The organism is Niveispirillum fermenti, assembly GCF_052474395.1.
The window spans coordinates 1928063-1951149 of sequence record NZ_CP156681.1 but is presented as its reverse complement, the minus strand read 5'-3'; the positions used below and the strand labels follow the sequence as shown (position 1 = coordinate 1951149).

Genomic DNA, 23087 nt, shown 5'->3' with positions numbered 1-23087 from the left:
CGGTCAGGCCACTCTGGGTCGCGACATTGGTCGTAGCCATGGTTGCAGGCTCCCCTTAACGCTTGCCCAAGGCGGTCGGTGCCGCCAGGGGGATAACGGCCTTCTCGTCGCCCGGCAACTGGACATCCGTCATGCCCTCCCAGGGCGACAGGAAGTCGAAGCTGCGGAAATCCTGCGTCAGCTTCACGGGCTCATACACCACGCGCCGCTGCTCGGCGTCATAGCGCAGTTCCACGAAGCCGGTCAGGGGGAAGTCCTTGCGCAGCGGGTGCCCCTCGAAACCATAGTCGGTCAGGATGCGGCGCAGGTCAGGATTGTCGGCAAAGAAAATGCCATAGAGATCCCAGGCCTCACGCTCGAACCAGCCGGCCACGGGGTAGAGGCCGACGATGGAGGCGACGGGCGTATCCTCGTCGGTGGCGACCTTCACACGGACGCGATGATTGTGCTTCACCGACAGCAGATTATAGACGACCTCGAACCGTTCCGCCCTTGCGGGATAATCGACGCCGGCAATATCGGCCAGCATCTCGCAGCGGGTGGTCGAATCGTCACGCAGGAACTGGATGCCCCGGTAAAGGGCATCGCGGGCCAGGGTCACGGACAGTTCGCCATGGGCCACCACCGTCTCCAGGACGGCCGCACCCAGGGCGTTGCCAATATAGTCACCGAGTTCCTTGAGGGCCTCGTCGCTCATCCTAAAGCGTCCTCTTTCCCCTAGTTCCAGCGTCAGGCGCGGATCAGGCGGTTACCGCCCTTGATCTTCTTCTGCAATTGCAGAATGCCATAGACCAGCGCCTCCGCCGTCGGCGGGCAACCGGGCACGTAGATATCGACGGGCACGATGCGGTCACAGCCGCGCACCACCGAATAGGAATAATGGTAATAGCCGCCGCCATTGGCGCAGCTGCCCATGGAAATGACCCAGCGCGGCTCCGCCATCTGGTCATAGACCTTGCGCAGCGCGGGGGCCATCTTGTTGCAGAGCGTGCCGGCCACGATCATGACGTCGGACTGACGGGGGCTGGGGCGCGGGATCACACCGAACCGGTCCAGGTCGTACCGCGCCATATAGGCGTGGATCATCTCCACTGCGCAGCAGGCCAGACCAAAGGTCATCGGCCAGAGCGAGCCGGTGCGCGCCCAGTTCAGCAGGTCTTCGTACTTGGCGACCAGGAAACCCTTGTCGTTCAGTTCGGCCGTGACCGCGTTGAGATAGGCCTCCTGCGCCGGACCCGGCGGCAGGGGGCTCGTATTGGTGGTGACCAGGTTGCTGCTCATGGCGCTGTCGCTCCCAGGTTGGCCGGCGGGATCACTCCCATTCCAGCGCACCCTTCTTCCATTCGTAAATGAAGCCGATGGTCAGGATGCCCAGGAACACCATCATCGACCAGAAACCGAAAAGACCGATATCGCCCAGGGCCACGGCCCAGGGGAACAGGAAGGCTACTTCCAGGTCGAAGATGATGAACAGGATCGCCACGAGATAGAAGCGCACATCGAACTTGGAGCGCGCATCCTCGAACGCCTCGAAGCCGCACTCATAGGCCGACAGCTTCTCGGTATCCGGGTTCTGCTTTCCAACCACCAGGGAGGCGGCGATCATGGCGCCGGCAACCACGGTGGCGATCGCCAGGAAAACCAGGATGGGCAGATACTGCACCAGCAGCGGGTTGGACATCGGATCGGGCATCGTCACACCGGTTCAGCCCGGGGCCGCGCCATAGGAAATCATCGGACCGATGGATCGGGCCGATGAGCATATGTCGCAACCGCGAGCGGTTCATGGACCAGGAAGGCTTCCAGGGGGTACCCCGTAGCCCACGGGAATATAGGCCCCGTCCCCGCCGGAAGGAAAGCGAATTACGTCAATTTTGGGCCTGAGAAACATTCTCAACTGCATGGAAATGCCCGGGCTTCCGCTGATTGGTGCATCGCGGCAAAGCAGCAATGCGTTGCCGCGATTACTGAAGGAGCCAGGCGCACGGCCTTGCCGGCGGCGCTGTGGAAATGCGAAAAACAGCAAATCCCGGCTGGGAAATACTGTTTTTAAAACAAATCATTCACGGGAATTTCAAAAGCCCCGGACGTTGGTCGGGGGCACGAAGATCGTTTGCCGACAACGGGCGAGGCCAGGGAAAGTGGCGCGAGTGACGGGACTTGAACCCGCGGCCTCCGGCGTGACAGGCCGGCGCTCTAACCAACTGAGCTACACCCGCGCAGGGTGGGAGGATTTTACGTCCTCTTACCGGACGTTGCCACCATTGAAGGGTGGCGCGAGTGACGGGACTTGAACCCGCGGCCTCCGGCGTGACAGGCCGGCGCTCTAACCAACTGAGCTACACCCGCACAGAACACAGGACCAGTTGTCAGGCCGATCCAGAACCTCTTCGGAAAGTGGCGCGAGTGACGGGACTTGAACCCGCGGCCTCCGGCGTGACAGGCCGGCGCTCTAACCAACTGAGCTACACCCGCAAACTTTCCAAACCAGCGCCGCGACCGTTCCGGGCCCCGCCGCCGCTGAGGTGGGCGGGTGTATATTCGACCCCGCCCACCTTGTCAAACATGAAATGTCCTCTTCCCGACGATGACGGGCGATGCCGGCGCATCGCTCATGTCGCCTTGGTCCGGCGCAGGTCGATCAGCTTGTCCAGCACCGCGTCCAGGGCAAAGGGGGGTTCGCGTTTTTCCAGCGCGCCAGCCCCGCCATAGCGCGACAGGGTCAGTTCCAGCGCGTTCCACAACAGTTCAGCAATTTCCAGTTCCTGCTGGTCGGCAGCCAGTTCCAGCGCGGCCAGGATGCGATCGCCCAGTCGGCGGTCGGCGGGATCGACGGAATCGGTCACGCGGCGCTTTCCTTTCCGGTCCACGGACGGAAGGACCCGTCCGGCACACAGTATAGCCGGCACGGGCATGCGCGCACAGGCGCTGCCTAACGATCACGGGCATTTTTTGCAGGGAAAGGGTGCCGCCGGTTGCGGCGGTGGTGGGCGGTGAGGGAGTCGAACCCCCGACCTGCGGTGTGTAAAACCGAAGCTCTACCTCTGAGCTAACCGCCCGATCGATCCGATCGCCGGCGACAATAGCGCCGGATGCGGCAGAATCAACAAGGAAATGCCGGCAACCGCGTACCGGCAGAAAAAGAACGGGCGGCCCTTGCGAACCGCCCGTTCTTGAACTTCCATCGGGTCACCCGGTCGATGCCGGGTGCTACCCTTGGCGCACGCTCAGTTCAGCGCGTCCTTCAGGCCCTTGCCGGGCTTGAACTTCGGCTGCTTGCTGGCCGCGATGGCAATCTTCTCACCGGTGCGGGGGTTGCGGCCTTCGGAAGCGGCGCGCTCAGCGACCGCGAAAGTGCCGAAACCGACCAACCGCACTTCGTCGCCCTTCTGCAGCGCGCCGGTGATCCCATCGAAGACCGCATCCACGGCCTTATTCGCGTCCGCCTTGGACAAACCAGCCGCTTCGGCGACCACGGCAACGAGATCGTTCTTGTTCACTTAAGGCCCCCCTCGTCAAGAGAGTAACGGTTGCACATGCCGGAAAGAGATTCCAGGCAATCTCAGGATTGGTAATCCGCTGCCGACGCCCGGAATTGCAAGGGGGGCAGCGGGAAATCAATTCACACGATTTCCCGCCGCACTTCAATGCCGAATCACGCCATCCCGGTCGTCATCCCCAGCTTTTCCGGGCACCTGGGCCACTTCTTCGGGCTCCGACCAGTCGATTCCGACCGGTGCCGTGACCAAGGCATTGGCAATGACCTCATCTACGGTTGAAACCGGGATGATGGTCAGACCCTTTTTGACATTATCGGGGATTTCGGCCAGATCCTTCTCATTGTCCTTGGGAATCAGCACGCGCTTGATTCCCGCCCGCAAGGCGGCCAGCAGCTTTTCCTTCAGGCCACCGATGGGCAGGACCTTGCCGCGCAGCGTGATCTCACCCGTCATGGCGATGTCCTTGGCCACCGCGATCCCCGTCAGGACGGAAACGATGGTGGTGATCATGGCCACGCCGGCCGACGGACCGTCCTTCGGGGTCGCCCCCTCCGGCACATGAACGTGGATGTCGCGCTTTTCGAACAGGGTGGGTTTGATGCCGAAGCGCAGCGCGTTGGCCTTCACATAGCTTTCGGCCGCCTGCACCAACTCCTTCATCACGTCGCCCAGCTTGCCGGTGGTCTGGATACGGCCCTTGCCGCGCAGCATCACCGCCTCGATGGTCAGAATCTCACCGCCAACCTCAGTCCAGGCCAGACCCGTGGTCGCACCGACCTGATCCTCCAGCTCGGCTTCACCAAATCGGAAGCGCCGCACGCCGGCGAACTTTTCCAAATTCTTGGGCGTCACCTTCACCTTGTCGAGACCCTTCATCAGGATCTCCTTGATGGCCTTGCGCGCCAGATTGGCCAGTTCGCGCTCCAGCGAACGCACCCCGGCCTCCCGCGTGTAGTAGCGGATCAGGTCGCGCAGGGCCTCGTCGGTGATGCTGAACTCCCCGGCCTTCAGCCCATGGTCGGACACCTGCTTGGCGATCAGGTGGCGCTTGGCGATCTCCACCTTCTCATCCTCGGTGTAGCCCGACAGGCGGATGATCTCCATACGGTCCAGCAGCGGCTGCGGCATGCGCAGGGAATTGGCCGTGCAAACGAACATCACATCGGACAGGTCGTAATCGACCTCCAGGTAATGGTCGTTGAACGTGCTGTTCTGCTCCGGGTCCAGCACCTCCAGCAGGGCCGACGACGGGTCGCCGCGCCAGTCGGCACCCAGCTTGTCGATCTCGTCCAGCAGGAAGAGGGGGTTGGAGGTCTTGGCCTTCTTCATCCCCTGGACGATCTTGCCCGGCATGGAGCCGATATAGGTCCGGCGATGGCCGCGCACCTCCGCCTCGTCCCGCACGCCGCCCAGCGACATGCGCACGAAATTGCGGCCTGTGGCCTTGGCAATGGACTTGCCCAGCGAGGTCTTGCCCACCCCCGGCGGGCCGACCAGGCAGAGGATCGGTCCCTTCACCTTGTCCATGCGCTGCTGCACGGCCAGATATTCCAGGATGCGTTCCTTGACCTTTTCCAGGCCATGATGGTCGGCGTTCAGGATGATTTCCGCACCCTTGATATCCTTCTTGACCTTGGACCGCTTCTTCCACGGAATCGACAGCATCCAGTCCAGATAGTTGCGCACGACGGTCGCCTCGGCGCTCATCGGGCTCATGGTACGCAGCTTCTTGACCTCGGCCTGGGCCTTTTCGCGGGCTTCCTTGCTGAACTTGGTCTTGGCGATCTTCTCTTCGATCTCCGCCACCTCGTCCTTGCCGTCCTCGCCCTCGCCCAGTTCCTTCTGGATGGCCTTCATCTGCTCATTCAGATAGTACTCGCGCTGGGTCTTCTCCATCTGGCGCTTCACGCGGTTGCGGATACGCTTTTCCACCTGAAGCACACCGATCTCGCCTTCCATGAAGGCATAGACCCGCTCCAGCCGCTCTGCCACCGACGGCGTTTCCAGGAGCTGCTGCTTTTCGGGGATCTTGAGCTGGAGATGGCTGGCGATGGTATCGGCCAGCTTGCCCGGCTCCTCGATCTGGTTGATGGAGACCAGCACCTCGGGCGGGATTTTCTTGTTCAGCTTGATATATTGCTCGAACTGCGACACGGCGGCGCGCGACAGCGCTTCCAGCTCCTGCGGCTCGCCCGTCTTCTCGTCGATCAGTTCGGCATAGGCCTGGAAGAATTCCTCGTTGTCGCCGAACTTGGTGATGACGGCGCGCTTGCCACCTTCCACCAGCACCTTGACCGTCCCGTCAGGCAGCTTCAGAAGCTGCAGCACAGTGCCGATCGTGCCGACGGAGAAAATGTCGGCCGGGCTGGGATCATCCTGCGAGGCGTTCTTCTGGGTGACCAGCAGGATCTGCTTGTCATCCTTCATGACGTCTTCCAGCGCACGGACGGATTTCTCACGGCCGACGAACAGCGGGACGATCATATGGGGGAAGACGACGATGTCTCTCAGCGGGAGGACCGGGTAGAGAACACCACGGGGGATGTCCAGCATCTTATCTGCCTTCTACTATCTCTGGACCGCCAGCCCCGGGGGCGCTGGTCCGGCCGCCCGCCCCAGATGGGCACGGGGAATAAACGGCCGGCGACGGTATCGATGTTAACGTGGCACAGCAGTACCCCCCCTTCAAGGGGCTCAACCACGCAAAGGTGCATATCAAGGCCGGTTCCCCCGGCCCCGCCGAAAAGAAAAGGGCCGCCCGGCGCAAAGCCGGCGGCCCTTCCTCCACAGCGGTTCGGACACGCCCCGGCGGACCCGCAAGCCCCCGCAGCACACCCCTTTGTCAGCGGCCGGCGAACCCGGCCGCCAGCATCATACCTTGCCCAGCATCGCCATGATGGCCGTCACGAAATAGCCCAGCACCATGAACAGCATGGCGTAGCCCCAGCCGATGAAGAAATGCAGCATCAGCATCAGCAGGAACAGCGTGACAAGGATGATGCTGATCGTGGTGAAGCGGGTGAAGGCATGCCAGCCCTCGGCATGTTCCTTCACAAGCTTGTCGCTGACCACCGCGGGACCGTGATTGCCGGCCATGTTCTTCTCCCCGAAACGAGACGTTTGGAATCCTGGCAACGGTTTAAGGGCAGCCGGGGCCGTTGACAAGGGCTTGTGAACGGTTGGGGGGTGCTACCGAATGTCCTTGACCAGGCGAAGGCTCTCCTCCCCATAGCCCATCCGGGCATAGAAGGCCCGGCCACGGCGGTTGCTGGCGAACACGTCCAGCGACAGGCTTTCGTACCCCTGCGCCCGGGCCCACCCTTCCACGGCCGCCATCAGGGCCTGTGCCACCCCCTGCCCCTCCGCCGCCGGCGTGACGGCCAGAAGCGGGATATAGGCCGCCACCTTGCCGGTGAAGAGGTCCGCCATCGGCTCGGCATGGACAAAGCCCAGACATTCTCCTCTGGCTCCCCCGACCTCACCGGTCCCTTCGGCAACCAGGGTGACGGCTCCGGGCTTGGGCGCATCCAGCACCTCATGCATGAAAGCCTGCTGAAAACGCATCACCTCCCCTGCGCTGCGCCAAGGCAGGTCGGCCACACCGGCCAGCCGGCCAGCCTGCGCATGGATGAACAGGTGATCGGCGGGTCGGGCCGGCCGGACCAGGGGGACGGACATCATGGGGGCTCCCGGGTTTCCACCGGATTGTCCATGCCACGGGCCCCAGGGGCCTCGCAATCGGTCCTTGACGGATGATGATTTCTCCTACACCGTATGCAACATATCTCATACATGGTATGGATAATGAAAACCGCACCCAACCCCACCCTCGGACAGTTCGAGCAGATCGTTCTCACCGCCGTGCTGAGCCTGGGGGAGACGGCCTATGGCGTCACCATCCATGCGCGGGTGGAAGAACTGTCGCGACCACGCAAGGTGGCGCTGGGTGCCGTCTATGCCACGCTGGACCGGATGGAGGACAAGGGCCTGGTCAGGTCATGGATGTCCAACCCCACGCCGGAACGGGGTGGGCGCGCCAAGCGCTGCTTCCTGCTGGAGGCCGCCGGCGAGCAAGCCTTGAGGGAAGCGGTCACGACCGCCAAGCGCATCTGCGATGTCATCGAACAGGAATGGGGAGAGGGAATATGGAAGGCCAGCGCCATCGCGTGAACCAACAGCCGCCGGGACTGGTCGGCGGCCTGCTGCGGGTCCTGTTGCCACCGGCCTCCCGCGAGACCGTGCTGGGCGATCTGACCGAAAGCAGCCGGACGCCCGGGGAGTTCACGACCCAGGGGCTGCGCAGCGACCGCCGGCAGGCGGTGCGGCAGCAGATCGCCCGGATGGACATGGCACCGGCCTGAGGAATGATCCGGGTCACGGACCGAAGACGGGACTTGTCGCATGCACCGGCATCGGCGCATGCGACCCGTTTGCTGTTTCAGGGGATGGCCGGGCCGATCATCGCGGACGCCAGTCCGGCGCCGCGCACCGCGACCCGGTTGCCCTGCACGCCCACGCGCCCCTCGGCGATCAGGCGCACAGCCAGCGGATAGGCCCGATGTTCCTGCACCAGCACGCGGGCGGCCAGGGTATCGGGTGTATCATCATCGGCGACCGGCACGGCAGCCTGGACCAGGATGGGCCCCTCATCCATTTCCACCCGGACGAAATGGACCGTGCAGCCATGGAAGCGGACACCGGTGGCGATGGCCCTGGCATGGGTGTCCAGACCGGGAAAGGCCGGCAGCAGCGACGGATGGATATTGATCAGCCGGTCATGCCAGCGCGCCACGAACCAGGGGGAAAGCAGCCGCATATAGCCCGCCAGACAGACAAGGCCGACGCCGGCCGCGTCCAGCGCTTCCGTCATGGCGGCCTCATGCGACGGCTTGTCGGCATAGTCGCGCGGCTTCAGCACGATGGCCGGAATGCCGGCCGCCCGTGCCCGCTCCAGCCCCGGGGCGTCGGCCTTGTTGGAAATGACGAGCGCCACCTCCGCCGGGAAGTCCTGATCCCGGGCGGCGTCGATCAGGGCCTGCAGGTTGCTGCCCCGGCCAGAGATCAGAACGCCCAGCCGCAGCTTCACGACCAGCGCTCCAGCCCCTGGATGGTAACGCGGTGACCATCGGCGCGGCTCACGACATGGCCGATACGCTTCACGGTTTCGCCGCCCTCGGACAGGATGCGGGTGGCATCGTCAGCCTTGTCAGCCGGCACCACCACCACCATGCCGATGCCGCAATTGAAGGTGCGGGCCATCTCGGCCGCTTCCACATTGCCCGTCGTCATCAACCAGGCGAACACGGACGGCAGGTCCCAGGACGCCGCATCCAGGTCCACGCCCAGCCCGTCGGGCAGGACGCGGGGAATATTCTCGATCAGGCCGCCGCCCGTGATATGGGCCAGCGCATTGACCGTACCGGCACGCACGGCGGCCAGCACGGGCTTCACATAGATACGGGTCGGGGTCAGCAGCGCCTCACCCAGCGTGCGTGCGCCATCCCAGGGGCAGACGCTGTCATAGGTCAGGCCCGAGACGCCCACCAGCTTGCGCACCAGGGAATAGCCGTTGGAATGGACACCGGTGGAGGCCAGGCCCAGCACCACGTCACCTTCCTTCACCTTGTCGCCGACCAGCACCTGCGAGCGTTCAACCGCCCCCACGGAGAAGCCGGCCAGATCATAATCACCCTCGGCATACATGCCGGGCATTTCCGCCGTCTCCCCGCCCACCAGGGCACAGCCGGCCTGGCGGCATCCCTCGGCGATACCGGCGACGATGGCGCGGCCGGCGGCCACGTCCAGCTTGCCCGTGGCGTAATAATCCAGGAACAGCAGCGGTTCCGCCCCCTGCACGACCAGATCGTTGACGCACATGGCCACCAGATCGATCCCGACCGTGTCGTGGCGGTTGGCGTCGATCGCCACCTTCAGCTTGGTCCCCACGCCATCGGTGGTGGATACCAGCAGCGGATCGTGGAAGCCGGCCGCGCGCAGGTCGAACAAGGCGCCGAACCCACCCAGCCCGGCATCGGAGCCGGCGCGGGCCGTGGATTTGGCCAGGGGCTTGATGGCATCGACCAGCGCATTGCCCGCATCGATATCGACACCGGCATCCCGGTAGGAATAGCTGCTGCTCATGCCCTGATCCTCGCTGCTGGCGTAACGGCGCACGGGTGGGGTAGAAGGGGATGCCACCCGACCTCGAAGTTGGCGCCGAACATAGCAACATCGGAAATCATGGCAATGCCGGTCCTCCGCACCCCCGCCCTGCGCAAAAGCCTGTCCGCCGTCCTGCTGGCCGCCGGCCTTGCCCTGCCCGCCGCAGCACAGGGGGGCAACGATCTGTTCACCGTGCGCGACGTGAGCGTGGATATCGCCGCCGCATCCCCTGCCGCGGCCCGCGATCAGGGCGTGCGGGAAGCGCAGCGCAAGGCGTTCAACCTGCTGTTCGACCGGCTGACCGTGGACGGCACCCGTGCCGGACTGGGCGATGTGCCGGCCGACAGCATCGACCGCATGGTCGGCAGCTTCGAGGTGCAGGAGGAACGAACCTCCGCCACCCGGTATGTCGGCCGGCTGGCCATCCGCTTCAATCCCGTCGCCGTGCGCGACTTCATGCGTGTCCATGGCGTGGCCTATGCGGAGGTGATGTCCAAGCCCGTGCTGGTCATCCCCGTCGACCAGACGGGGGATGCGCCCGTGCTGTGGCAGGCGGAGACGGCCTGGCGACAGGCCTGGGCCGATCTGGCACCGCAGGGCGGGCTGGTTCCCGTCATCGTACCCTATGGCGAGGCGCCCGACGTGGCCGATATCGGCGTCGACCAGGCATTGTCGGGCGATGGGGAGGCCCTGCGCCGCATTGCGGAGCGATACGGGGCGGGCGAGGCGGCCGTGGTGGTCGCCACCGGCAGCCCCGCGCAGGGTTTGACCATCAATGTCGCCCTGCATCCCATGGGCGGCGCACCGGAACATTTCACCCTGACACAAAGCCCGGTTGCCGGAGACCCTGCGGGAACGGCACCATCCGGGCTGGTTGATACCGGACAGGCAGAGGCCGCCGCCCCATTGACCGTCGACCCCACCCTGCGTGCCGCCGTGGAAGCGGTGACCCACCGGCTGGAGGAACGCTGGACCGCGGCATCCGTGATCCAGGCGGGCACCGAAAGCGGGATGACGGTGACCGTCAGCTTCACCGACCGCGAGGGCTGGCTGGAAACCCGCAAGCGGCTGGCCAGCCTGCCCATCATCACGCGCGCCACGGTGGTCAGCCTGTCGCGCGAGGGTGCCAGCCTGGACCTGCGCCACAAGGGCGGGCTGGAACAGTTGCGTACCGCCCTGGCCCAACGCGACCTGCTGCTGGAGGACGGGCCGGAAGGACCGGCCCTGCGCCTGGCCCGCTGACCGCGTGCAAGGGGCGGCGGCGCCAAGGCCATTGTGATCCAACGGGAAAGCCCCATACTGCCATCATGTCCCCGGTGGTGTTGAGGTGCCATGTCCGATCCCCTTTCTGAAACGGTTGTGTCCGACCCGACGCTGGACCGGCTGCGCCGCATGACGATGGGCATCACGGCCGGCCGGCTGGCCGGTGCCTTCCTGCTGGCCTGGCTGATACACGCCGGTCACATGACGCTGGCCTTCTGGCTGCTGCTGCTGATCGGGCTGGGCGCCCTGCTGGAAGGATTCGCGGCACTGGTCTTCAAGACGCGCACCCGTATCGGTGCGGCCCTGGACGGGCTGGCCGACCGGCTCGTGCCTCTCCTGGCGCTGATCGTGCTGGCCTCGGCCAACCTCATACCCTATTGGGTGCTGATCCCCGTGCTGCTGCGCGAGCTTGTGCTGCTGCTGGGGCAGAAGCTGCCGGAGTCGGCGGGCAATCTGCCCTGGATACGGGAACCGCGCTGGCTCTTCCACGTTAACATTGTGGCTTTGGACCTGCTGGTCCTGCTGATCCTGCTGATCCAGGGGCCGGGCTTCGGATTCGATGCCTTCCTGTTCCCGCTGGAAATGCTGGTGGTGGCGCTGGCCGCCGTCTCTCTCCTGCTGGCCTTTCTGCGCCGGCCGGGGCCGGCGGCAATCATGGATGAGGACAAAGGGGAGGCAGCATGACCCGTGCCAACCGGCATTGGCGATTTTGGGCCTGGGGGTTCGTTATCTTCATCGCCATTGTCTGGTTGCTGCGGTCCATGCTGGCACCGTTTGTGGCCGGCATGGCGATCGCCTATCTGCTGGACCCGGTGACCGACCGGTTGGAAGAACAGGGGATGCCACGCTGGGCCGCCACGACGGTGGTCCTGTCCGGCTTCACCCTGGTCCTGGTCCTGGCCTTCCTGCTGCTGCTGCCGCTGCTGCAGAACCAGGTCGTGCAACTGGTCCAGATGGCACCGGAATGGATCGCCTGGGCCAAGCGCGAGGTGATGCCCATGATCCAGCGCTTCATGCAGCGGCTGTCGCCAGCCGACATGGAGAAGCTGCGCGACGCAGCGGGCGGCTATGCCGGCACGGCCGTAAGCTGGACCGCGGACATGCTGCGCAATCTGGTCAGCCGCGGCATCGCCATCGTCGATGTACTGACCATGCTGTTCATCATGCCCATCGTGGCCTTCTATCTGCTGCGCGACTGGGACCGGCTGATCGCCACGATCAACGACTGGCTGCCCCGCCATTACGCTGCGACCATCCGCGAGCAGGCCCGCGCCGTTGACGCGACCCTGGCCGGATTCGTGCGCGGGCAGGCCACGGTCTGCCTTGTGCTGGGGGCCTTCTACGCCGTGGCGCTGACCATAGCGGGCCTCAGTTTCGGACTGGTGATCGGCATGGTGTCGGGCATCCTGTCCTTCATCCCCTTCGTGGGCTCGCTGGTCGGCTTCGCCGCCAGCGTCGGTATCGCCCTGTTCCAGTTCGACGAGTTCTGGCGCGTGCTGCTGGTGGCCGGCATCTTCATCTTCGGCCAGGCGGTGGAAGGAAACATCCTGACGCCCAAGCTGGTGGGCGACAAGGTCGGGCTGCATCCTGTCTGGGTGATCTTCGCCCTGATGGCGGGCGGGGCCCTGTTCGGATTCGTCGGCGTGCTGCTGGCCGTGCCGGTGGCGGCCGTGATCGGCGTGCTGGCGCGTTTCGCGCTGAAGCAATATATGGAAAGCAGCCTCTACCGTGGGTATGGCGGCGGGCCCGTGCCGAAGCCACTCGACTTGCCGCCCGATCCGCTGCTATCCCATCCAGCCGCGGAGGGGGCGGAGCAGCGGCAGAACGTAGCCGACCTGCATCCCCCACCCTGATCCCAGCCCCTTTCGGAAAGGAGGGCCATCGTGACAAACGTACCCTCCCGGCAATTGCCACTGGATCTGGGCCACCGGTCGGCCATGGGCGAGGACGACTTCCTGGTCGCCCCCGGCAATCATGACGCCGTCGCCTGGCTGGACGCCTGGCCCGACTGGCCGTCGCCCGCACTGGTTCTGTTCGGGCCGTCCGGGTGCGGCAAGAGCCATCTGGCCCAGATCTGGCGGGCCCGGGCGCGGGCCAACCTGCTGTCGGTGGAGGATTTGCGCGGCGAGGAGGATTTGCCCGACCTGCTGCGCCCCACCCGCACGGCCGTGCTGGACAATGCGCAGGCGGTGGCCGGCGACCCCGCGCTGGAGCGGGCCCTGTTCCACCTCTATAATCTCAGCAAGGAAATGGGGGGCCATCTGCTGCTGCTGGCCGACAATGCCCCCGTCAACTGGGTCATCCGCCTGCCGGACCTGCGGTCCCGCCTGCTGGCCGCCCCGGCGGTCGGCATGGCGGCACCGGATGATTCGCTGCTGATGGCCGTGCTGGTGAAGCTGTTCGCTGACCGGCAGATCCGCGTGGGCGAGGATGTCATCGACTGGCTGCTGACCCGGACCGAGCGCAGCTTCGCCAATGCGCGGCGCGTGGTGGCCGCATTGGATCATGCGGCACTGGCCGCCAAGAAGCCCATCACGGTCCGTTTCTGCCGGCAGGTGCTGGGCGAGGACCGCGACGGTTCAGGCCCTGCCGCCTGAACCACAGGCCTGGTCCGGAAGATCGGCGCGGGTAAAATGGGCCACTTCGCGGCTGCGATGGTTCTCGTTCAGGAAGCGCATCCATTCCGGCTTGCCCGCCGCCTGGCGGGCATAGATCTCACGCAGCGCCTCCAGCAATTCCGCCCGGCAGCCCAGCATATCGCCGCCGATCTCCAGCATGCGCAGGTTGGGCCAGGCCTGGGGCCGGATGCGCACCACCTCGGCCAGCGCCTCTCCGGGGGGACGGTCGGGCCGGGCCTGGGCCAGGATCAGCGCCATGGCCGCGGTGGACCGCGATACACCCATATGGCAATGAACCAGCAGATGGTCACCGGCTCCGGCCACGTCCTGGATGCGGCGACCGAAATCCAGCACCTGTTCCAGGTGCGCGGCCACGGGCGCTACACGCTTCGGCAGGTCTTCCACGATATCGTCGAAACGCAGGTCAATGCGGGTATGCGGGGCAAAACTGTCGAAGGCTGACAGCGCATCCCGACTGGGGTCCAGGATGGAGACGAGATGCGTAACCCCTGCCGTCGCGTGGGAGGGCAGTTCCTCGATCCCGCAGACGGTCAGACGGAAAGGCACGAAACTTTCGACGGACAAATCACTTCTCCTCGGCGGCCGGCGTTTCCACCAGCCGGGTGATGGACAGGATGGGAATGCGCTGGCCATCGGCCAGGACCTTGCCCCAGCCGGAGCAAAGCTGCCCGTCCGGGCGCGCCAGGAAGGCGATCTCCGTTTGGGTGCCAAGACCGGCGGCCACCGCGCCGACCCCCAGTTCGATGCGGAAGCGGCGGCTGGCACCCTGGGTGACGATGATGGTGCGGCTGTCTTCCACCGACCAGCCGTTGATACGGCCATTATCGATGCAGATGTCGCGGGCGGACGTGGTGGGGGATGTGGCGGGGGCAGCGGGGTCGTCCGCAGACCAGGCGGGGCTGGCCATCAGCAGGAACAGCACGGCCAAGATTTGACGCTTCATTCCGCGTCCCTCCATTCCAAGGCGCCCCTGGCGGAAAGGTAGCGCCGGGATCGGCCGCCATCAAGAGCCCCGGGAGGAAGGCGGCCCTGTGTGTCGCGTGCGTCGGCCGAACAACACGCTGTTCATCTTCTTTCAGGACGGGAGAGGAAGGTTGGTGGGCGCACAAGGACTCGAACCTTGGACCCGCTGATTAAGAGTCAGCTGCTCTACCATCTGAGCTATGCGCCCAACCTTCGGGCGAAGGAACCGGGTGGATTGGTGGGCGCACAAGGACTCGAACCTTGGACCCGCTGATTAAGAGTCAGCTGCTCTACCATCTGAGCTATGCGCCCAATCCACAATCCGCTTCTTCGCGGGCCCGCCGGGGCGTTCACCCTGGCGAGGCGCGCTGTTTAGCAAAGGCCCGCCCCCTTGTCGACAGGTTTGATAGGCGTGGCTGCGTTTTTTTGCCGGGACCGAGCCTTGCGATGCCGGCATGCCGCTGCGACCCGCCGCCGGCCTGCCGGCGATGGGTCAAAGATCGCCCAACCCGCGGCGCGACATGCGCACATCACGGTGGATGTGGACCGACATCAACAGGCCGAACCCCACCATCACCGCCAATGTCGCCGTGCCGCCATAGGAGATGAGCGGCAGCGGCACGCCAACCACGGGGATCAGCCCCATGATCATCGCCACATTGATGAAAAGATAAAGGAACAGGTTGACCGTCAATCCCAGGGCGAGCAACCGCCCGAACTGATGCCGGCATCGGTTGGCGATGACGAAGCCGAACAGCAGCAGCATGCAGTAAAGGAACAGGAACGACACGCTGCCGACCAGCCCGAACTCCTCCGCCAGCATGGTGAAGATGAAGTCGGTCTGCTTTTCCGGCAGGAAATTCAAATGGCTCTGCGTGCCCTGAAGGAAGCCCTTGCCCGTCAGGCCACCCGATCCGAAGGCGATCTTGGACTGGGTGATGTGATAGCCCGTGCCCAGCGGGTCGCTGTCGGGGTCCAGAAAAGTCTCCACCCGGTCGCGCTGGTAATCATGCAGCACGAACTGCCAGGTCAGCGGCACCGCGATCAGCACCGCCCCGATGATCAGCCCGAATTTCCACAGCCGCACACCCGACAGGAAGAACATGGCGCCCGACGCCATGACCAGCATGAGCGAGGTGCCCAGATTGGGCTGGGCCAGCACCAGCGCCACAGGCGCCCCCACGATGGCCAGCGGGATCAGCAGGAAAGGGATGCGGCCCGTATCTTCAAGCGAGGCGCCATGGAAATAGCGGGCCAGCGCCATGACCAGCGTGATCTTCATGATCTCGGACGGCTGAAGCTGCACGAAGCCAAGGTCGACCCAGCGCTGGGCGCCCTTGCCCACGGAGCCGAACAGGTCCACCGCGATCAGCAGAAGCAGCACCATGCCATAGAGCGGATAGGTCATCTTCATCCAGACACGGATGTCGATCATGGCGATGAACAGCATCGCCCCCAGCCCCACGCCAAACCGCGCAATCTGGCGCGATGCCCATGGGTCCAGGTTGCCATTGGCCGCCGAATAGAGCATGGCGAAACCGACGGAGGCCACGGCGGTGACCAGGAACACCAGGCTCCACGGGATCTGGCCCAGCTTCTCGGTAAAGGAAAGGGTGGCGCCGTCACCGCCGACTTCCAGGCTCATGGCGCGCCCTCCTGCGTGTTCCCGCTGTCCGGGTCCGGTAATGCCGGTTCATGCCCCGTCTCGCTGCCCGAGACGGGCTGCTGTGCCACCGTGGCGCGTGCGGCGTCCAGCATCTGGCATTCCAACAGGATATCACGCGCGATGGGGGCCGCTACGGCACCCCCGCCGCCGCCATGTTCGACGATGACCGAACAGGCATAGCGGGGCGCGTGGGCGGGCGCATAGGCGACGAACAAGGCGTGGTCGCGTTCCCGCCAGGGCAGGTCCTCGTTCCGCCGCACGCCCGAACTGCGCTCCGCCATGGAGATGCGGCGCACCTGCGCGCTGCCCGACTTGCCGGCCAGTTCCATGCCCGGCACCGTGATGCGGCCCCGATAGCCCGTGCCGGACGGTGTGTTGGACACGGCGTTCATCCCTTTCAGGACGAGGGCGAGATTTTCCGGCTTCACGTCGATGCGCGGCCATTCCGTCGTTTCCGTGAACTGGTCTTCCACGGATTTGGTGACATGGGGCTGCACGGCCCGTCCGCTGGCCAGCCGGGCCGTCATCACGGCAAGCTGCAGCGGCGTGGTCAGGACATAGCCCTGGCCCATGCTGGCGATCAGGGTTTCACCCTGGTGCCAGGGCTGCTTCAGGGTCTGCCGCTTCCACCGGGGGTCGGGGATCAGGCCCGGCCGTTCACCCGGCAGTTCCAGCCCGACGCGGCTGCCCAGGCCGAAACGGCGGGCCATGTCGGCGATCCGGTCCATGCCGATGCGCTGGGCGATATCATAGAAATAGACGTCACAGCTCTGGGCCAGGGCGTTCACCATGTCCATGCTGCCGTGCCCGCCGCGCCGCCAGCAATGGAACCGGTGGCTGCCCAATTCCATATGCCCGGAGCAGTATACCCGGTGATCACCGTTCACGATGCCGGATTCCAGGGCCGCCAGCGCCGTCAGCATCTTGAAGGTGGAACCCGGCGGATATTGCCCCGCGATGGCCTTGTTGATCAGCGGCGTGCGCTCGTCGTTCAGCAGTGCCTGATAGGCATCATAGCCGATACCGCGGGCGAACTGGTTGGGATCGAAGCTGGGGCTGGAACACAGCGCATGGATGCCGCCCGTATGCACGTCCATCACAACCGCGGCCGCGCTCTGCTCCGCCGACAGGCGCTGATGCATGTAATGCTGGAGCTTGGCGTCGATGGTCAGGGTCACCTCGCGCCCCGGCTGGCCCGGATCGCGCGACAATTCGCGGATGACGCGGCCGACGGCGTTCACCTCCAGCTGCCGGCTCCCGGCCACGCCACGCAGGGCCTGGTCGTATTGCCGCTCGATGCCTCCCTTGCCCACCTTGAAACCCGGCAGGGTCAGCAGCGGATCGCGCGAGCCCTCGACATCCTTCTCCGACGCCGCCCCGACATATCCCAGGACATGCGACATGGCCTCCCCGAACGGATAGGCGCGCACTTGGCCGACATCGATGGAAACGCCCGGCAGATCGGGCAGGTTCACCTCGATAGCGGCCATCTGGTCCCAGGTCAGGTTCTCCTTCAAGGTGATCTGGGCGAAGGAACGGGATCGCTGGATGTCGCGCTGGATGCGGCGCTCATCCCCTTCGGTCAGGGGAACCAGCTTTCCCACCTCATCCAGGATCTGCTGCACATCGCCGGCCCGCTCCGCCACGATGACGACGCTGAAATTCTGCTCGTTGACGGCCAGGGGCACGCCGAACCGGTCCGTGATCATGCCGCGCGGCGGCGCCAGCAGCCGGAGCGAGATGCGGTTATCCTCCGCCAGCATCGTGTAGCGGTCGCTTTCCACGATCTGGAGATAGTAGAGCCGCGCCACCAGCGCACTGACGGCCGCCGCCTGCATCCCGCCCAGCACCAGCGTGCGGCGGCCCAGCATGCGCTGACGCTCGGCATCCCGATCATAGGCGGACATCTGCCCTCAAACCCCTATAGACACTCAATGGCAAAAAGGCACCGGCCCGCCGGACGCTAGCTTAAATAGGCGCGGTGCAGACGCTGCAACAGATACGCCACCAGCGGGAACAGGGCCACCCCCAGCAGCGATTGCACGATCACCGCGCGCGCATCCAGCAGCGAGGCCGTCATCAGCGCGAAGACGGTCCATTGTACCGCTGCCGCACCACTCGCGACCAATGCAAACCCGATCCACAGCATCACGAAGGACCGGCCCAGGAAAAAGCCGCGCTGCGTGATCAGCAGCCAATAGGCCAGGATCAGCGCCAGGGATGTCATGCCCACCGGCGTGCCGCTGATCAGGTCATGCAGCAGGCCGATCATGAACACCACCATGGGCCGCAGCAAGTCCGGGCGATGGATGACCCAATAGAAGAAACTCATCAGCATGAAGGGCGCCGTGATCGGGGCATAGCCCGGCAGATGCAGCGGCACCATGCCGATCAGCATGGCCACCACGGTTATCCCCAATGGCAGCAGATTACGTGCCGTCTGGTCGAGCTGGGTCAGGATTCCACCGGCCATGTCGGCCCTCAACGCGCAGCGCCCGGCTGCGCCTTTTCGGCGGCAACACCGCTCGCAACACCGAAATCGATGATCTGGACATGTTCCAGACGGGACAGGTCGGCCATGGGCACCACACGCGGGCGGCCATCGGGACCCGGTTCCACCATGCCCACCGGCAGACCCGGCGGGAACATGCCGCCATGACCGGACGTGAACACGCGCTCTCCCTTCGACACCTCGCTGTTGGGCGGTAGATAGGTGAGAAGCGGATGGTCCGAATTGTCCCCCGCCAGCACGGCGCGCTGACGGCTGGTTTCAAGCACGACAGGGATACGGGCGTTCAGGTCGGTGATCAGCAGCACGCGCGACGACCATTCACCCACCTGCACAACGCGCCCGATCAGTCCCTGACCCGACATGGCCGCCTGCCCGCGCGCGACGCCGTCACGGGCACCGGCCGTGACCACCACGGTGCGCACGAAGGCACCCCCCAGGTCGCCGACAACGCGGCCCGTGACGATGGTGGCGGCCGGGTCGGGCCGGAACGACAGGAGGGAGCGCAGCGAACCGTTTTCCGCCTCCAGCCGCAGGGCAGCCTGCTGCCATTGCAGCAGGCGGGCATTCTCCTGCCGCAGGCGGGCATTCTCATTGTGCAGATCGGTCAGCGACCGGAAATATTCCAGCGCATCTGCCACGCTGGCGGCCGGCCGCGACAACACGTTCAGGATGGGGGAAACCGCATCTGTCGCGCGCGAACGGGCCTGGTCCACCAGCCCGCCATTGACATGACCGATCATCATCAAGGCGATGGCCGCCAGAATCAGCAGCGGAAAATAGAAACGCTGCACCATCCCCCAGACGGGGGCGGCGATACGTGCAACGGATCCGCTGTTACGTGCCTTCACCGGAGGTGCTTCCCGTAACCGACGGGCCGCCCTGTCCGGCGGCCCGAATACAACAAGAAATTAACGTGAAAAACCCGTGATGTAAATTGCGGATCGCGGCGCGCGTTCCGTCAATACATGCGGATCAACACGTTGCGCAGGCTTGCCTCTTCCAGCGCCCGACCGGAACCCAGCGCCACACAGGACAGCGGATCATCGGCAATGGACACGGGCAAGCCTGTGGCGTGGCGCAGCACATAGTCCAGATTGGCCAGCAGCGCGCCACCGCCGGTCAGGACGATGCCCTTGTCCACGATGTCGGCGGCCAGTTCGGGGGCGGTATGTTCCAGTGCCACCTTCACGGCCTCGATGATCTGGCTGACGGGTTCGGCCAGGCTTTCGGCGATCTGCCGCTCGCTCATGACCAGTTCCTTGGGCACGCCGTTCATCAGGTCGCGCCCCTTGATCTCCATCACCCGGCCTTCGCCATCCTCCGGCGGGCAGGCGGACCCGATTTCCTTCTTGATCCGCTCGGCCGACCCCTCACCCACCAGCAGATTATGGTGGCGACGGATGTAACCGATGATGGCCTCGTCCATCTTGTCGCCACCGACGCGGGCGGAACGGGCATGAACGGTGCCGTTCAGCGACAGGACGGCCACCTCGGTGGTGCCGCCGCCGATATCCACGACCATGCTGCCCGTCGGCTCCGTCACCGGCAGGCCGGCCCCGATGGCCGCGGCCATCGGCTCCTCGATCAGGGAAACGCGGCGCGCACCGGCGGCCTCCGCACTTTCCTGGATGGCGCGGCGCTCCACGGCGGTGGAGCCGGAGGGCACACAGATCACGATCTCCGGGCTGGCGAAGCTGCGGCGGTTATGGACCTTGCGGATGAAATGCTTGATCATCTCCTCCGCCACCTCGAAATCGGCAATGACGCCGTCGCGCAGCGGGCGGATGGCCTGGATATTCCCAGGCGTGCGGCCAAGCATCAGCTTGGCCTCGTCACCCACGGCCAGGACCTGCTTCTTGCCGCGATGGTCGCGGATGGCGACAACCGATGGCTCGTTCAGGACGATCCCGCGCCCCTTGACGTAAACCAGCGTGTTGGCCGTACCAAGGTCGATCGCCATGTCGGCGGAAAACATACCGAGCAGGTTTGAAAACATGGGGAAAGCGTATCTCTGGATGCCCGGATTCTGCCGCCCTTCGCGCGATCGGGCTCCGGAATGCCGGACCGCGTTTGTTGCATAGACCATTTGGGGGCAGCCCCTCAAGTCTTGAAACTCCCCAGGCCGGAATTTGTCGCGGCTTTTGTCCCGCACTGCCGCATGATGCCGGATGCGAATGCCGACGTTCCCGAAACGATCCCCAATCATGGCAGCAAAAAGGCAAAAACCCCCGCCGGCGCGGGGCCGGCGGGGGCTGAAACCCGCAGATAGGGGAATCGGAGTCGCCGCGGATCAGGCGGACAGGGCGACGGGTGCTGTCTTCTGCCGCTTGGTCACCAGCTTGTTCAGCGCATGGACATAGGCCCGTGCGCTGGCCACCAGCGTATCGGCATCCGCCCCCTGCCCGTTCACGGTCTTGCCATTCTCTTCCAGGCGCACCGTCACTTCCGCCTGGGCGTCGGTGCCCTGGGTCACGGCATGCACCTGATAAAGCTGCAGCTTCGCCTCGTGCGGGACGGCCAGCTTCAGCGCATTGAACACGGCATCGACCGGACCATTCCCGAAGGCCACGACCGGGGCGATGGCCGCACCCTCCACCTCCAGTTCCAGCACGGCATGCTGGGGACCCCGGGAGCCCGCCACGACATGCAGGGCGATGAAGCGGATATGGTCGTTCTGACGGCCGACCTCGTCATCCATGATGGCGACGATATCCTCGTCATAGATGTCCTTCTTGCGGTCGGCCAAATCCTTGAAGCGGCCGAAGGCGTCGTTGATGGCGTTCTCGCCCAACTCGTCGTAACCGAGTTCCTTCAGCTTGGCGCGGAAGGCGGCACGGCCGGAATGCTTGCCCATGACCAGCGACGAGCGGTTCAGACCCACCGATTCCGGCGTCATGATCTCATAGGTCTCGGCATGCTTCAGCATGCCATCCTGGTGGATGCCGCTTTCATGGGCGAAGGCATTGGCGCCGACGATGGCCTTGTTGGGCTGCACCTGGAAGCCGGTGATGGTGGAAACAAGGCGGGAAGCGCGGGTGATATGCTCGGTCTTGATGCCGGTGGTGCAGCCGATCAGGTCGTGGCGGGTGCGCAGGGCCATCACCACCTCTTCCATGGAGGCGTTGCCCGCGCGCTCGCCCAGACCATTGACCGTGCATTCCACCTGACGCACGCCGACGCCGATACCGGCCAGCGAATTGGCCACGGCCAGCCCCAGGTCGTTATGGCAATGGACGGAGAAGACGGCCTGATCACTGTTGGGAACGCGGGTCATCACGTCCTTGAACATGGACGCATATTCCTCCGGCAGGGCATAGCCGACCGTATCGGGGATATTGATGGTGGTGGCGCCGGCCTTGATGGCCGCCTCAACGCAGCGGCACAGGAAGTCGCGGTCCGACCGGCTGCCATCCTGGGCCGACCATTCCACATCCTCCACCAGGTTGCGGGCATAGGAGACATACTCGATCGTGCGCGCCAGCACCTCCTCTTCCGTCATCTTCAACATGTAGTTCATGTGGACGGGGCTGGTGGAAATGAAGGTGTGGATGCGCTTGCGCTGAGCAAGCTGCAACGCCTCTGCCGCGCGGTCGATGTCGGCACGGGCGGTGCGGGCCAGCGCACAGACCATGGAATTCTTCACGGTCCGCGCCACCTCGCGCACCGCCTCGAAATCACCATTGGACGCGATGGGGAAGCCGGCTTCGATCACATCGACGCCCATCTCCTCCAGCACGGTGGCGATGCGCAGCTTCTCATCCAGGTTCATGGAACAGCCGGGCGCCTGTTCCCCGTCACGCAGGGTGGTGTCGAAAATGATGACGCGGTTGCTGTCGCGGATGATGCTGCTCATGTCCTGGTCCCTTGCGGCAGGTCCGGCCCGATCCCGAAGGGATGCGCGGCACCGGAGAAATATCGATTTAGGCGGCTTCCTGCGGCGCCGGGGCGGCGCCTAGACCCCTGATCGCGGACCATGCCACGACAAAGGCGGCACGGCATCGGGCGGTCAGGGGGAGATTAGTCGTAGGGTGGCGACCCGAACGGGGGTGGCAGCCGGAACAACACGGCCGCAGCGGATGGAAGACGCAGACAGGCGGGCGGACAGGCCGATGGAACGGGCGGCAATGCCCGTCATCTTCATGCTGTCAGCGATGTGGCCGGCCGTTGTCACGGGGAAAGACCTGTCCATCCAAGGGTGCGCGCATGCCGGACAGGGCCGGCAGCTCGTTTCTCCACCCGGTTTTACGGCGAAATCCCCGGCACGGCAAGATGCTTCGCACGGAAACAAATGCAAAACTTCCATGCGGGCACAGCACGGGCCGGCCCCGGCATGGGCCATCGGCCGTGATCGGCACACGCTGCGCCACATCCGCGCCACATCC

At 64.9% G+C, this 23087-nt stretch carries 24 protein-coding genes and 6 tRNA genes; 6 read left to right on the top strand and 24 right to left on the bottom strand.

Features of this window, described 5'->3' with window-relative positions:
- Positions 1-55 precede the first annotated feature (55 nt).
- The 12 genes from ABC728_RS20300 to ABC728_RS20245 all read right to left on the bottom strand — a co-directional run bounded on the left by ABC728_RS20300 (position 56) and on the right by ABC728_RS20245 (position 7181).
- The gene (locus ABC728_RS20300) at positions 56-697 is read right to left on the bottom strand and encodes an NADH-quinone oxidoreductase subunit C (protein ID WP_416617599.1); all 642 of its coding nucleotides are present in this window, start codon (positions 695-697) and stop codon (positions 56-58) included.
- Positions 698-729: 32 nt separating this feature from the next.
- On the bottom strand, positions 730-1281 hold the full coding sequence (locus ABC728_RS20295; protein WP_416617600.1) for a NuoB/complex I 20 kDa subunit family protein: 552 nt from the start codon (positions 1279-1281) through the stop codon (positions 730-732).
- Positions 1282-1312: 31 nt separating this feature from the next.
- A complete protein-coding gene (locus ABC728_RS20290; protein ID WP_416617641.1) occupies positions 1313-1681 on the bottom strand; it encodes an NADH-quinone oxidoreductase subunit A in 369 nt (122 codons plus the stop codon).
- Between the two features lie 461 nt (positions 1682-2142).
- Positions 2143-2219 (bottom strand) — tRNA-Asp (locus ABC728_RS20285).
- 53 nt (positions 2220-2272) lie between these two features.
- Positions 2273-2349: transfer RNA gene (locus tag ABC728_RS20280), tRNA-Asp, on the bottom strand.
- Between the two features lie 49 nt (positions 2350-2398).
- A tRNA-Asp gene (locus ABC728_RS20275) sits at positions 2399-2475 on the bottom strand.
- Positions 2476-2612: 137 nt separating this feature from the next.
- A complete protein-coding gene (locus ABC728_RS20270; protein WP_416617601.1) occupies positions 2613-2846 on the bottom strand; it encodes a hypothetical protein in 234 nt (77 codons plus the stop codon).
- Between the two features lie 138 nt (positions 2847-2984).
- Positions 2985-3059, bottom strand: a tRNA-Val gene (locus tag ABC728_RS20265).
- A gap of 168 nt (positions 3060-3227) precedes the next feature.
- Positions 3228-3500 carry an HU family DNA-binding protein gene (locus tag ABC728_RS20260; RefSeq protein WP_416617602.1) on the bottom strand — a complete coding sequence of 91 codons (273 nt, stop codon included), beginning with the start codon at positions 3498-3500 and terminating at the stop codon, positions 3228-3230.
- Positions 3501-3644: 144 nt separating this feature from the next.
- Positions 3645-6053, bottom strand: a complete 2409-nt coding sequence (gene lon / locus ABC728_RS20255; RefSeq protein WP_445376474.1) for an endopeptidase La — start codon at positions 6051-6053, stop codon at positions 3645-3647.
- A gap of 318 nt (positions 6054-6371) precedes the next feature.
- On the bottom strand, positions 6372-6596 hold the full coding sequence (locus ABC728_RS20250; protein ID WP_416617604.1) for a hypothetical protein: 225 nt from the start codon (positions 6594-6596) through the stop codon (positions 6372-6374).
- 93 nt (positions 6597-6689) lie between these two features.
- Positions 6690-7181 (bottom strand): GNAT family N-acetyltransferase, encoded by a 492-nt coding sequence (locus ABC728_RS20245; RefSeq protein ID WP_416617605.1) that lies wholly within the window; start codon positions 7179-7181, stop codon positions 6690-6692.
- Between the two features lie 123 nt (positions 7182-7304).
- Here ABC728_RS20245 and ABC728_RS20240 point away from each other — a divergent pair, with 123 nt between their 5' ends.
- Together ABC728_RS20240 and ABC728_RS20235 are read left to right on the top strand one after the other, a co-directional pair.
- The gene (locus ABC728_RS20240; RefSeq protein WP_416617606.1) at positions 7305-7670 is read left to right on the top strand and encodes a PadR family transcriptional regulator; all 366 of its coding nucleotides are present in this window, start codon (positions 7305-7307) and stop codon (positions 7668-7670) included.
- On the top strand, positions 7646-7861 hold the full coding sequence (locus ABC728_RS20235; protein ID WP_416617607.1) for a hypothetical protein: 216 nt from the start codon (positions 7646-7648) through the stop codon (positions 7859-7861). Before ABC728_RS20240 ends, ABC728_RS20235 begins: the two co-directional genes overlap by 25 nt.
- 77 nt (positions 7862-7938) lie before the next feature.
- On the opposite strand, the gene purN is transcribed toward ABC728_RS20235, so the two are convergent.
- Together purN and purM are read right to left on the bottom strand one after the other, a co-directional pair.
- Positions 7939-8586 (bottom strand): phosphoribosylglycinamide formyltransferase, encoded by a 648-nt coding sequence (gene purN / locus ABC728_RS20230; protein ID WP_416617608.1) that lies wholly within the window; start codon positions 8584-8586, stop codon positions 7939-7941.
- Positions 8583-9641, bottom strand: coding sequence for a phosphoribosylformylglycinamidine cyclo-ligase (gene purM / locus ABC728_RS20225; RefSeq protein WP_416617609.1), 1059 nt, complete (start codon positions 9639-9641; stop codon positions 8583-8585). Before purM ends, purN begins: the two co-directional genes overlap by 4 nt.
- Positions 9642-9746: 105 nt before the next feature.
- On the opposite strand from purM, the gene ABC728_RS20220 reads away from it, so the two are divergent.
- The 4 genes from ABC728_RS20220 to ABC728_RS20205 all read left to right on the top strand — a co-directional run bounded on the left by ABC728_RS20220 (position 9747) and on the right by ABC728_RS20205 (position 13522).
- On the top strand, positions 9747-10904 hold the full coding sequence (locus ABC728_RS20220) for a DUF2066 domain-containing protein (protein ID WP_416617610.1): 1158 nt from the start codon (positions 9747-9749) through the stop codon (positions 10902-10904).
- 90 nt (positions 10905-10994) lie between these two features.
- A complete protein-coding gene (locus ABC728_RS20215; protein WP_416617611.1) occupies positions 10995-11609 on the top strand; it encodes a CDP-alcohol phosphatidyltransferase family protein in 615 nt (204 codons plus the stop codon).
- Positions 11606-12778: an AI-2E family transporter gene (locus ABC728_RS20210; protein WP_416617612.1), complete on the top strand. Its 1173-nt coding sequence runs from the start codon at positions 11606-11608 to the stop codon at positions 12776-12778. Before ABC728_RS20215 ends, ABC728_RS20210 begins: the two co-directional genes overlap by 4 nt.
- A 30-nt stretch (positions 12779-12808) precedes the next feature.
- Positions 12809-13522: an HdaA/DnaA family protein gene (locus ABC728_RS20205; RefSeq protein ID WP_416617613.1), complete on the top strand. Its 714-nt coding sequence runs from the start codon at positions 12809-12811 to the stop codon at positions 13520-13522.
- On the opposite strand, the gene ABC728_RS20200 is transcribed toward ABC728_RS20205, so the two are convergent.
- The 10 genes from ABC728_RS20200 to ABC728_RS20155 all read right to left on the bottom strand — a co-directional run bounded on the left by ABC728_RS20200 (position 13505) and on the right by ABC728_RS20155 (position 22558).
- Complete coding sequence (locus ABC728_RS20200; protein WP_416617614.1) at positions 13505-14128, bottom strand: tyrosine phosphatase family protein; 624 nt, start codon at positions 14126-14128, stop codon at positions 13505-13507. The genes ABC728_RS20205 and ABC728_RS20200 overlap by 18 nt on opposite strands.
- 1 nt (position 14129) lies before the next feature.
- On the bottom strand, positions 14130-14507 hold the full coding sequence (locus tag ABC728_RS20195; protein ID WP_416617615.1) for a DUF6491 family protein: 378 nt from the start codon (positions 14505-14507) through the stop codon (positions 14130-14132).
- A gap of 152 nt (positions 14508-14659) precedes the next feature.
- A tRNA-Lys gene (locus tag ABC728_RS20190) sits at positions 14660-14735 on the bottom strand.
- A gap of 28 nt (positions 14736-14763) precedes the next feature.
- Positions 14764-14839, bottom strand: a tRNA-Lys gene (locus ABC728_RS20185).
- Positions 14840-15020: 181 nt separating this feature from the next.
- Complete coding sequence (rodA, locus tag ABC728_RS20180) at positions 15021-16172, bottom strand: rod shape-determining protein RodA (protein WP_416617616.1); 1152 nt, start codon at positions 16170-16172, stop codon at positions 15021-15023.
- Positions 16169-18100: a penicillin-binding protein 2 gene (gene mrdA / locus ABC728_RS20175; RefSeq protein WP_416617617.1), complete on the bottom strand. Its 1932-nt coding sequence runs from the start codon at positions 18098-18100 to the stop codon at positions 16169-16171. The genes rodA and mrdA overlap by 4 nt, the downstream gene beginning before the upstream one ends.
- Before the next feature lie 56 nt (positions 18101-18156).
- Complete coding sequence (gene mreD, locus ABC728_RS20170) at positions 18157-18666, bottom strand: rod shape-determining protein MreD (RefSeq protein ID WP_445376473.1); 510 nt, start codon at positions 18664-18666, stop codon at positions 18157-18159.
- Between the two features lie 8 nt (positions 18667-18674).
- Entirely contained in the window at positions 18675-19553 is an 879-nt protein-coding gene (gene mreC / locus ABC728_RS20165; protein ID WP_416617619.1) for a rod shape-determining protein MreC, read from the bottom strand.
- 110 nt (positions 19554-19663) lie between these two features.
- Positions 19664-20701 carry a rod shape-determining protein gene (locus tag ABC728_RS20160; RefSeq protein ID WP_416617620.1) on the bottom strand — a complete coding sequence of 346 codons (1038 nt, stop codon included), beginning with the start codon at positions 20699-20701 and terminating at the stop codon, positions 19664-19666.
- Between the two features lie 294 nt (positions 20702-20995).
- Positions 20996-22558 (bottom strand): 2-isopropylmalate synthase, encoded by a 1563-nt coding sequence (locus tag ABC728_RS20155; RefSeq protein WP_416617621.1) that lies wholly within the window; start codon positions 22556-22558, stop codon positions 20996-20998.
- Positions 22559-23087: the final 529 nt, after the last annotated feature.

Excerpts from the sequence above, each read along its gene's own strand:
- ABC728_RS20250 (WP_416617604.1), bottom strand. The coding sequence starts at position 6,596 with ATGGCCGGCAATCACGGTCCCGCGGTGGTCAGCGACAAGCTTGTGAAG.
- ABC728_RS20240 (WP_416617606.1), top strand. The coding sequence starts at position 7,305 with ATGAAAACCGCACCCAACCCCACCCTCGGACAGTTCGAGCAGATCGTT.
- rodA (WP_416617616.1), bottom strand. The coding sequence starts at position 16,172 with ATGAGCCTGGAAGTCGGCGGTGACGGCGCCACCCTTTCCTTTACCGAG.
- mreD (WP_445376473.1), bottom strand. The coding sequence starts at position 18,666 with ATGGCCGGTGGAATCCTGACCCAGCTCGACCAGACGGCACGTAATCTG.
- ABC728_RS20220 (WP_416617610.1), top strand. The coding sequence starts at position 9,747 with ATGCCGGTCCTCCGCACCCCCGCCCTGCGCAAAAGCCTGTCCGCCGTC.
- ABC728_RS20215 (WP_416617611.1), top strand. The coding sequence starts at position 10,995 with ATGTCCGATCCCCTTTCTGAAACGGTTGTGTCCGACCCGACGCTGGAC.
- lon (WP_445376474.1), bottom strand. The coding sequence starts at position 6,053 with ATGCTGGACATCCCCCGTGGTGTTCTCTACCCGGTCCTCCCGCTGAGA.
- ABC728_RS20195 (WP_416617615.1), bottom strand. The coding sequence starts at position 14,507 with ATGAAGCGTCAAATCTTGGCCGTGCTGTTCCTGCTGATGGCCAGCCCC.
- ABC728_RS20210 (WP_416617612.1), top strand. The coding sequence starts at position 11,606 with ATGACCCGTGCCAACCGGCATTGGCGATTTTGGGCCTGGGGGTTCGTT.
- ABC728_RS20160 (WP_416617620.1), bottom strand. The coding sequence starts at position 20,701 with ATGTTTTCAAACCTGCTCGGTATGTTTTCCGCCGACATGGCGATCGAC.
- mrdA (WP_416617617.1), bottom strand. The coding sequence starts at position 18,100 with ATGTCCGCCTATGATCGGGATGCCGAGCGTCAGCGCATGCTGGGCCGC.
- purM (WP_416617609.1), bottom strand. The coding sequence starts at position 9,641 with ATGAGCAGCAGCTATTCCTACCGGGATGCCGGTGTCGATATCGATGCG.
- ABC728_RS20300 (WP_416617599.1), bottom strand. The coding sequence starts at position 697 with ATGAGCGACGAGGCCCTCAAGGAACTCGGTGACTATATTGGCAACGCC.
- ABC728_RS20235 (WP_416617607.1), top strand. The coding sequence starts at position 7,646 with ATGGAAGGCCAGCGCCATCGCGTGAACCAACAGCCGCCGGGACTGGTC.
- ABC728_RS20295 (WP_416617600.1), bottom strand. The coding sequence starts at position 1,281 with ATGAGCAGCAACCTGGTCACCACCAATACGAGCCCCCTGCCGCCGGGT.
- ABC728_RS20245 (WP_416617605.1), bottom strand. The coding sequence starts at position 7,181 with ATGATGTCCGTCCCCCTGGTCCGGCCGGCCCGACCCGCCGATCACCTG.
- ABC728_RS20155 (WP_416617621.1), bottom strand. The coding sequence starts at position 22,558 with ATGAGCAGCATCATCCGCGACAGCAACCGCGTCATCATTTTCGACACC.
- ABC728_RS20290 (WP_416617641.1), bottom strand. The coding sequence starts at position 1,681 with ATGTCCAACCCGCTGCTGGTGCAGTATCTGCCCATCCTGGTTTTCCTG.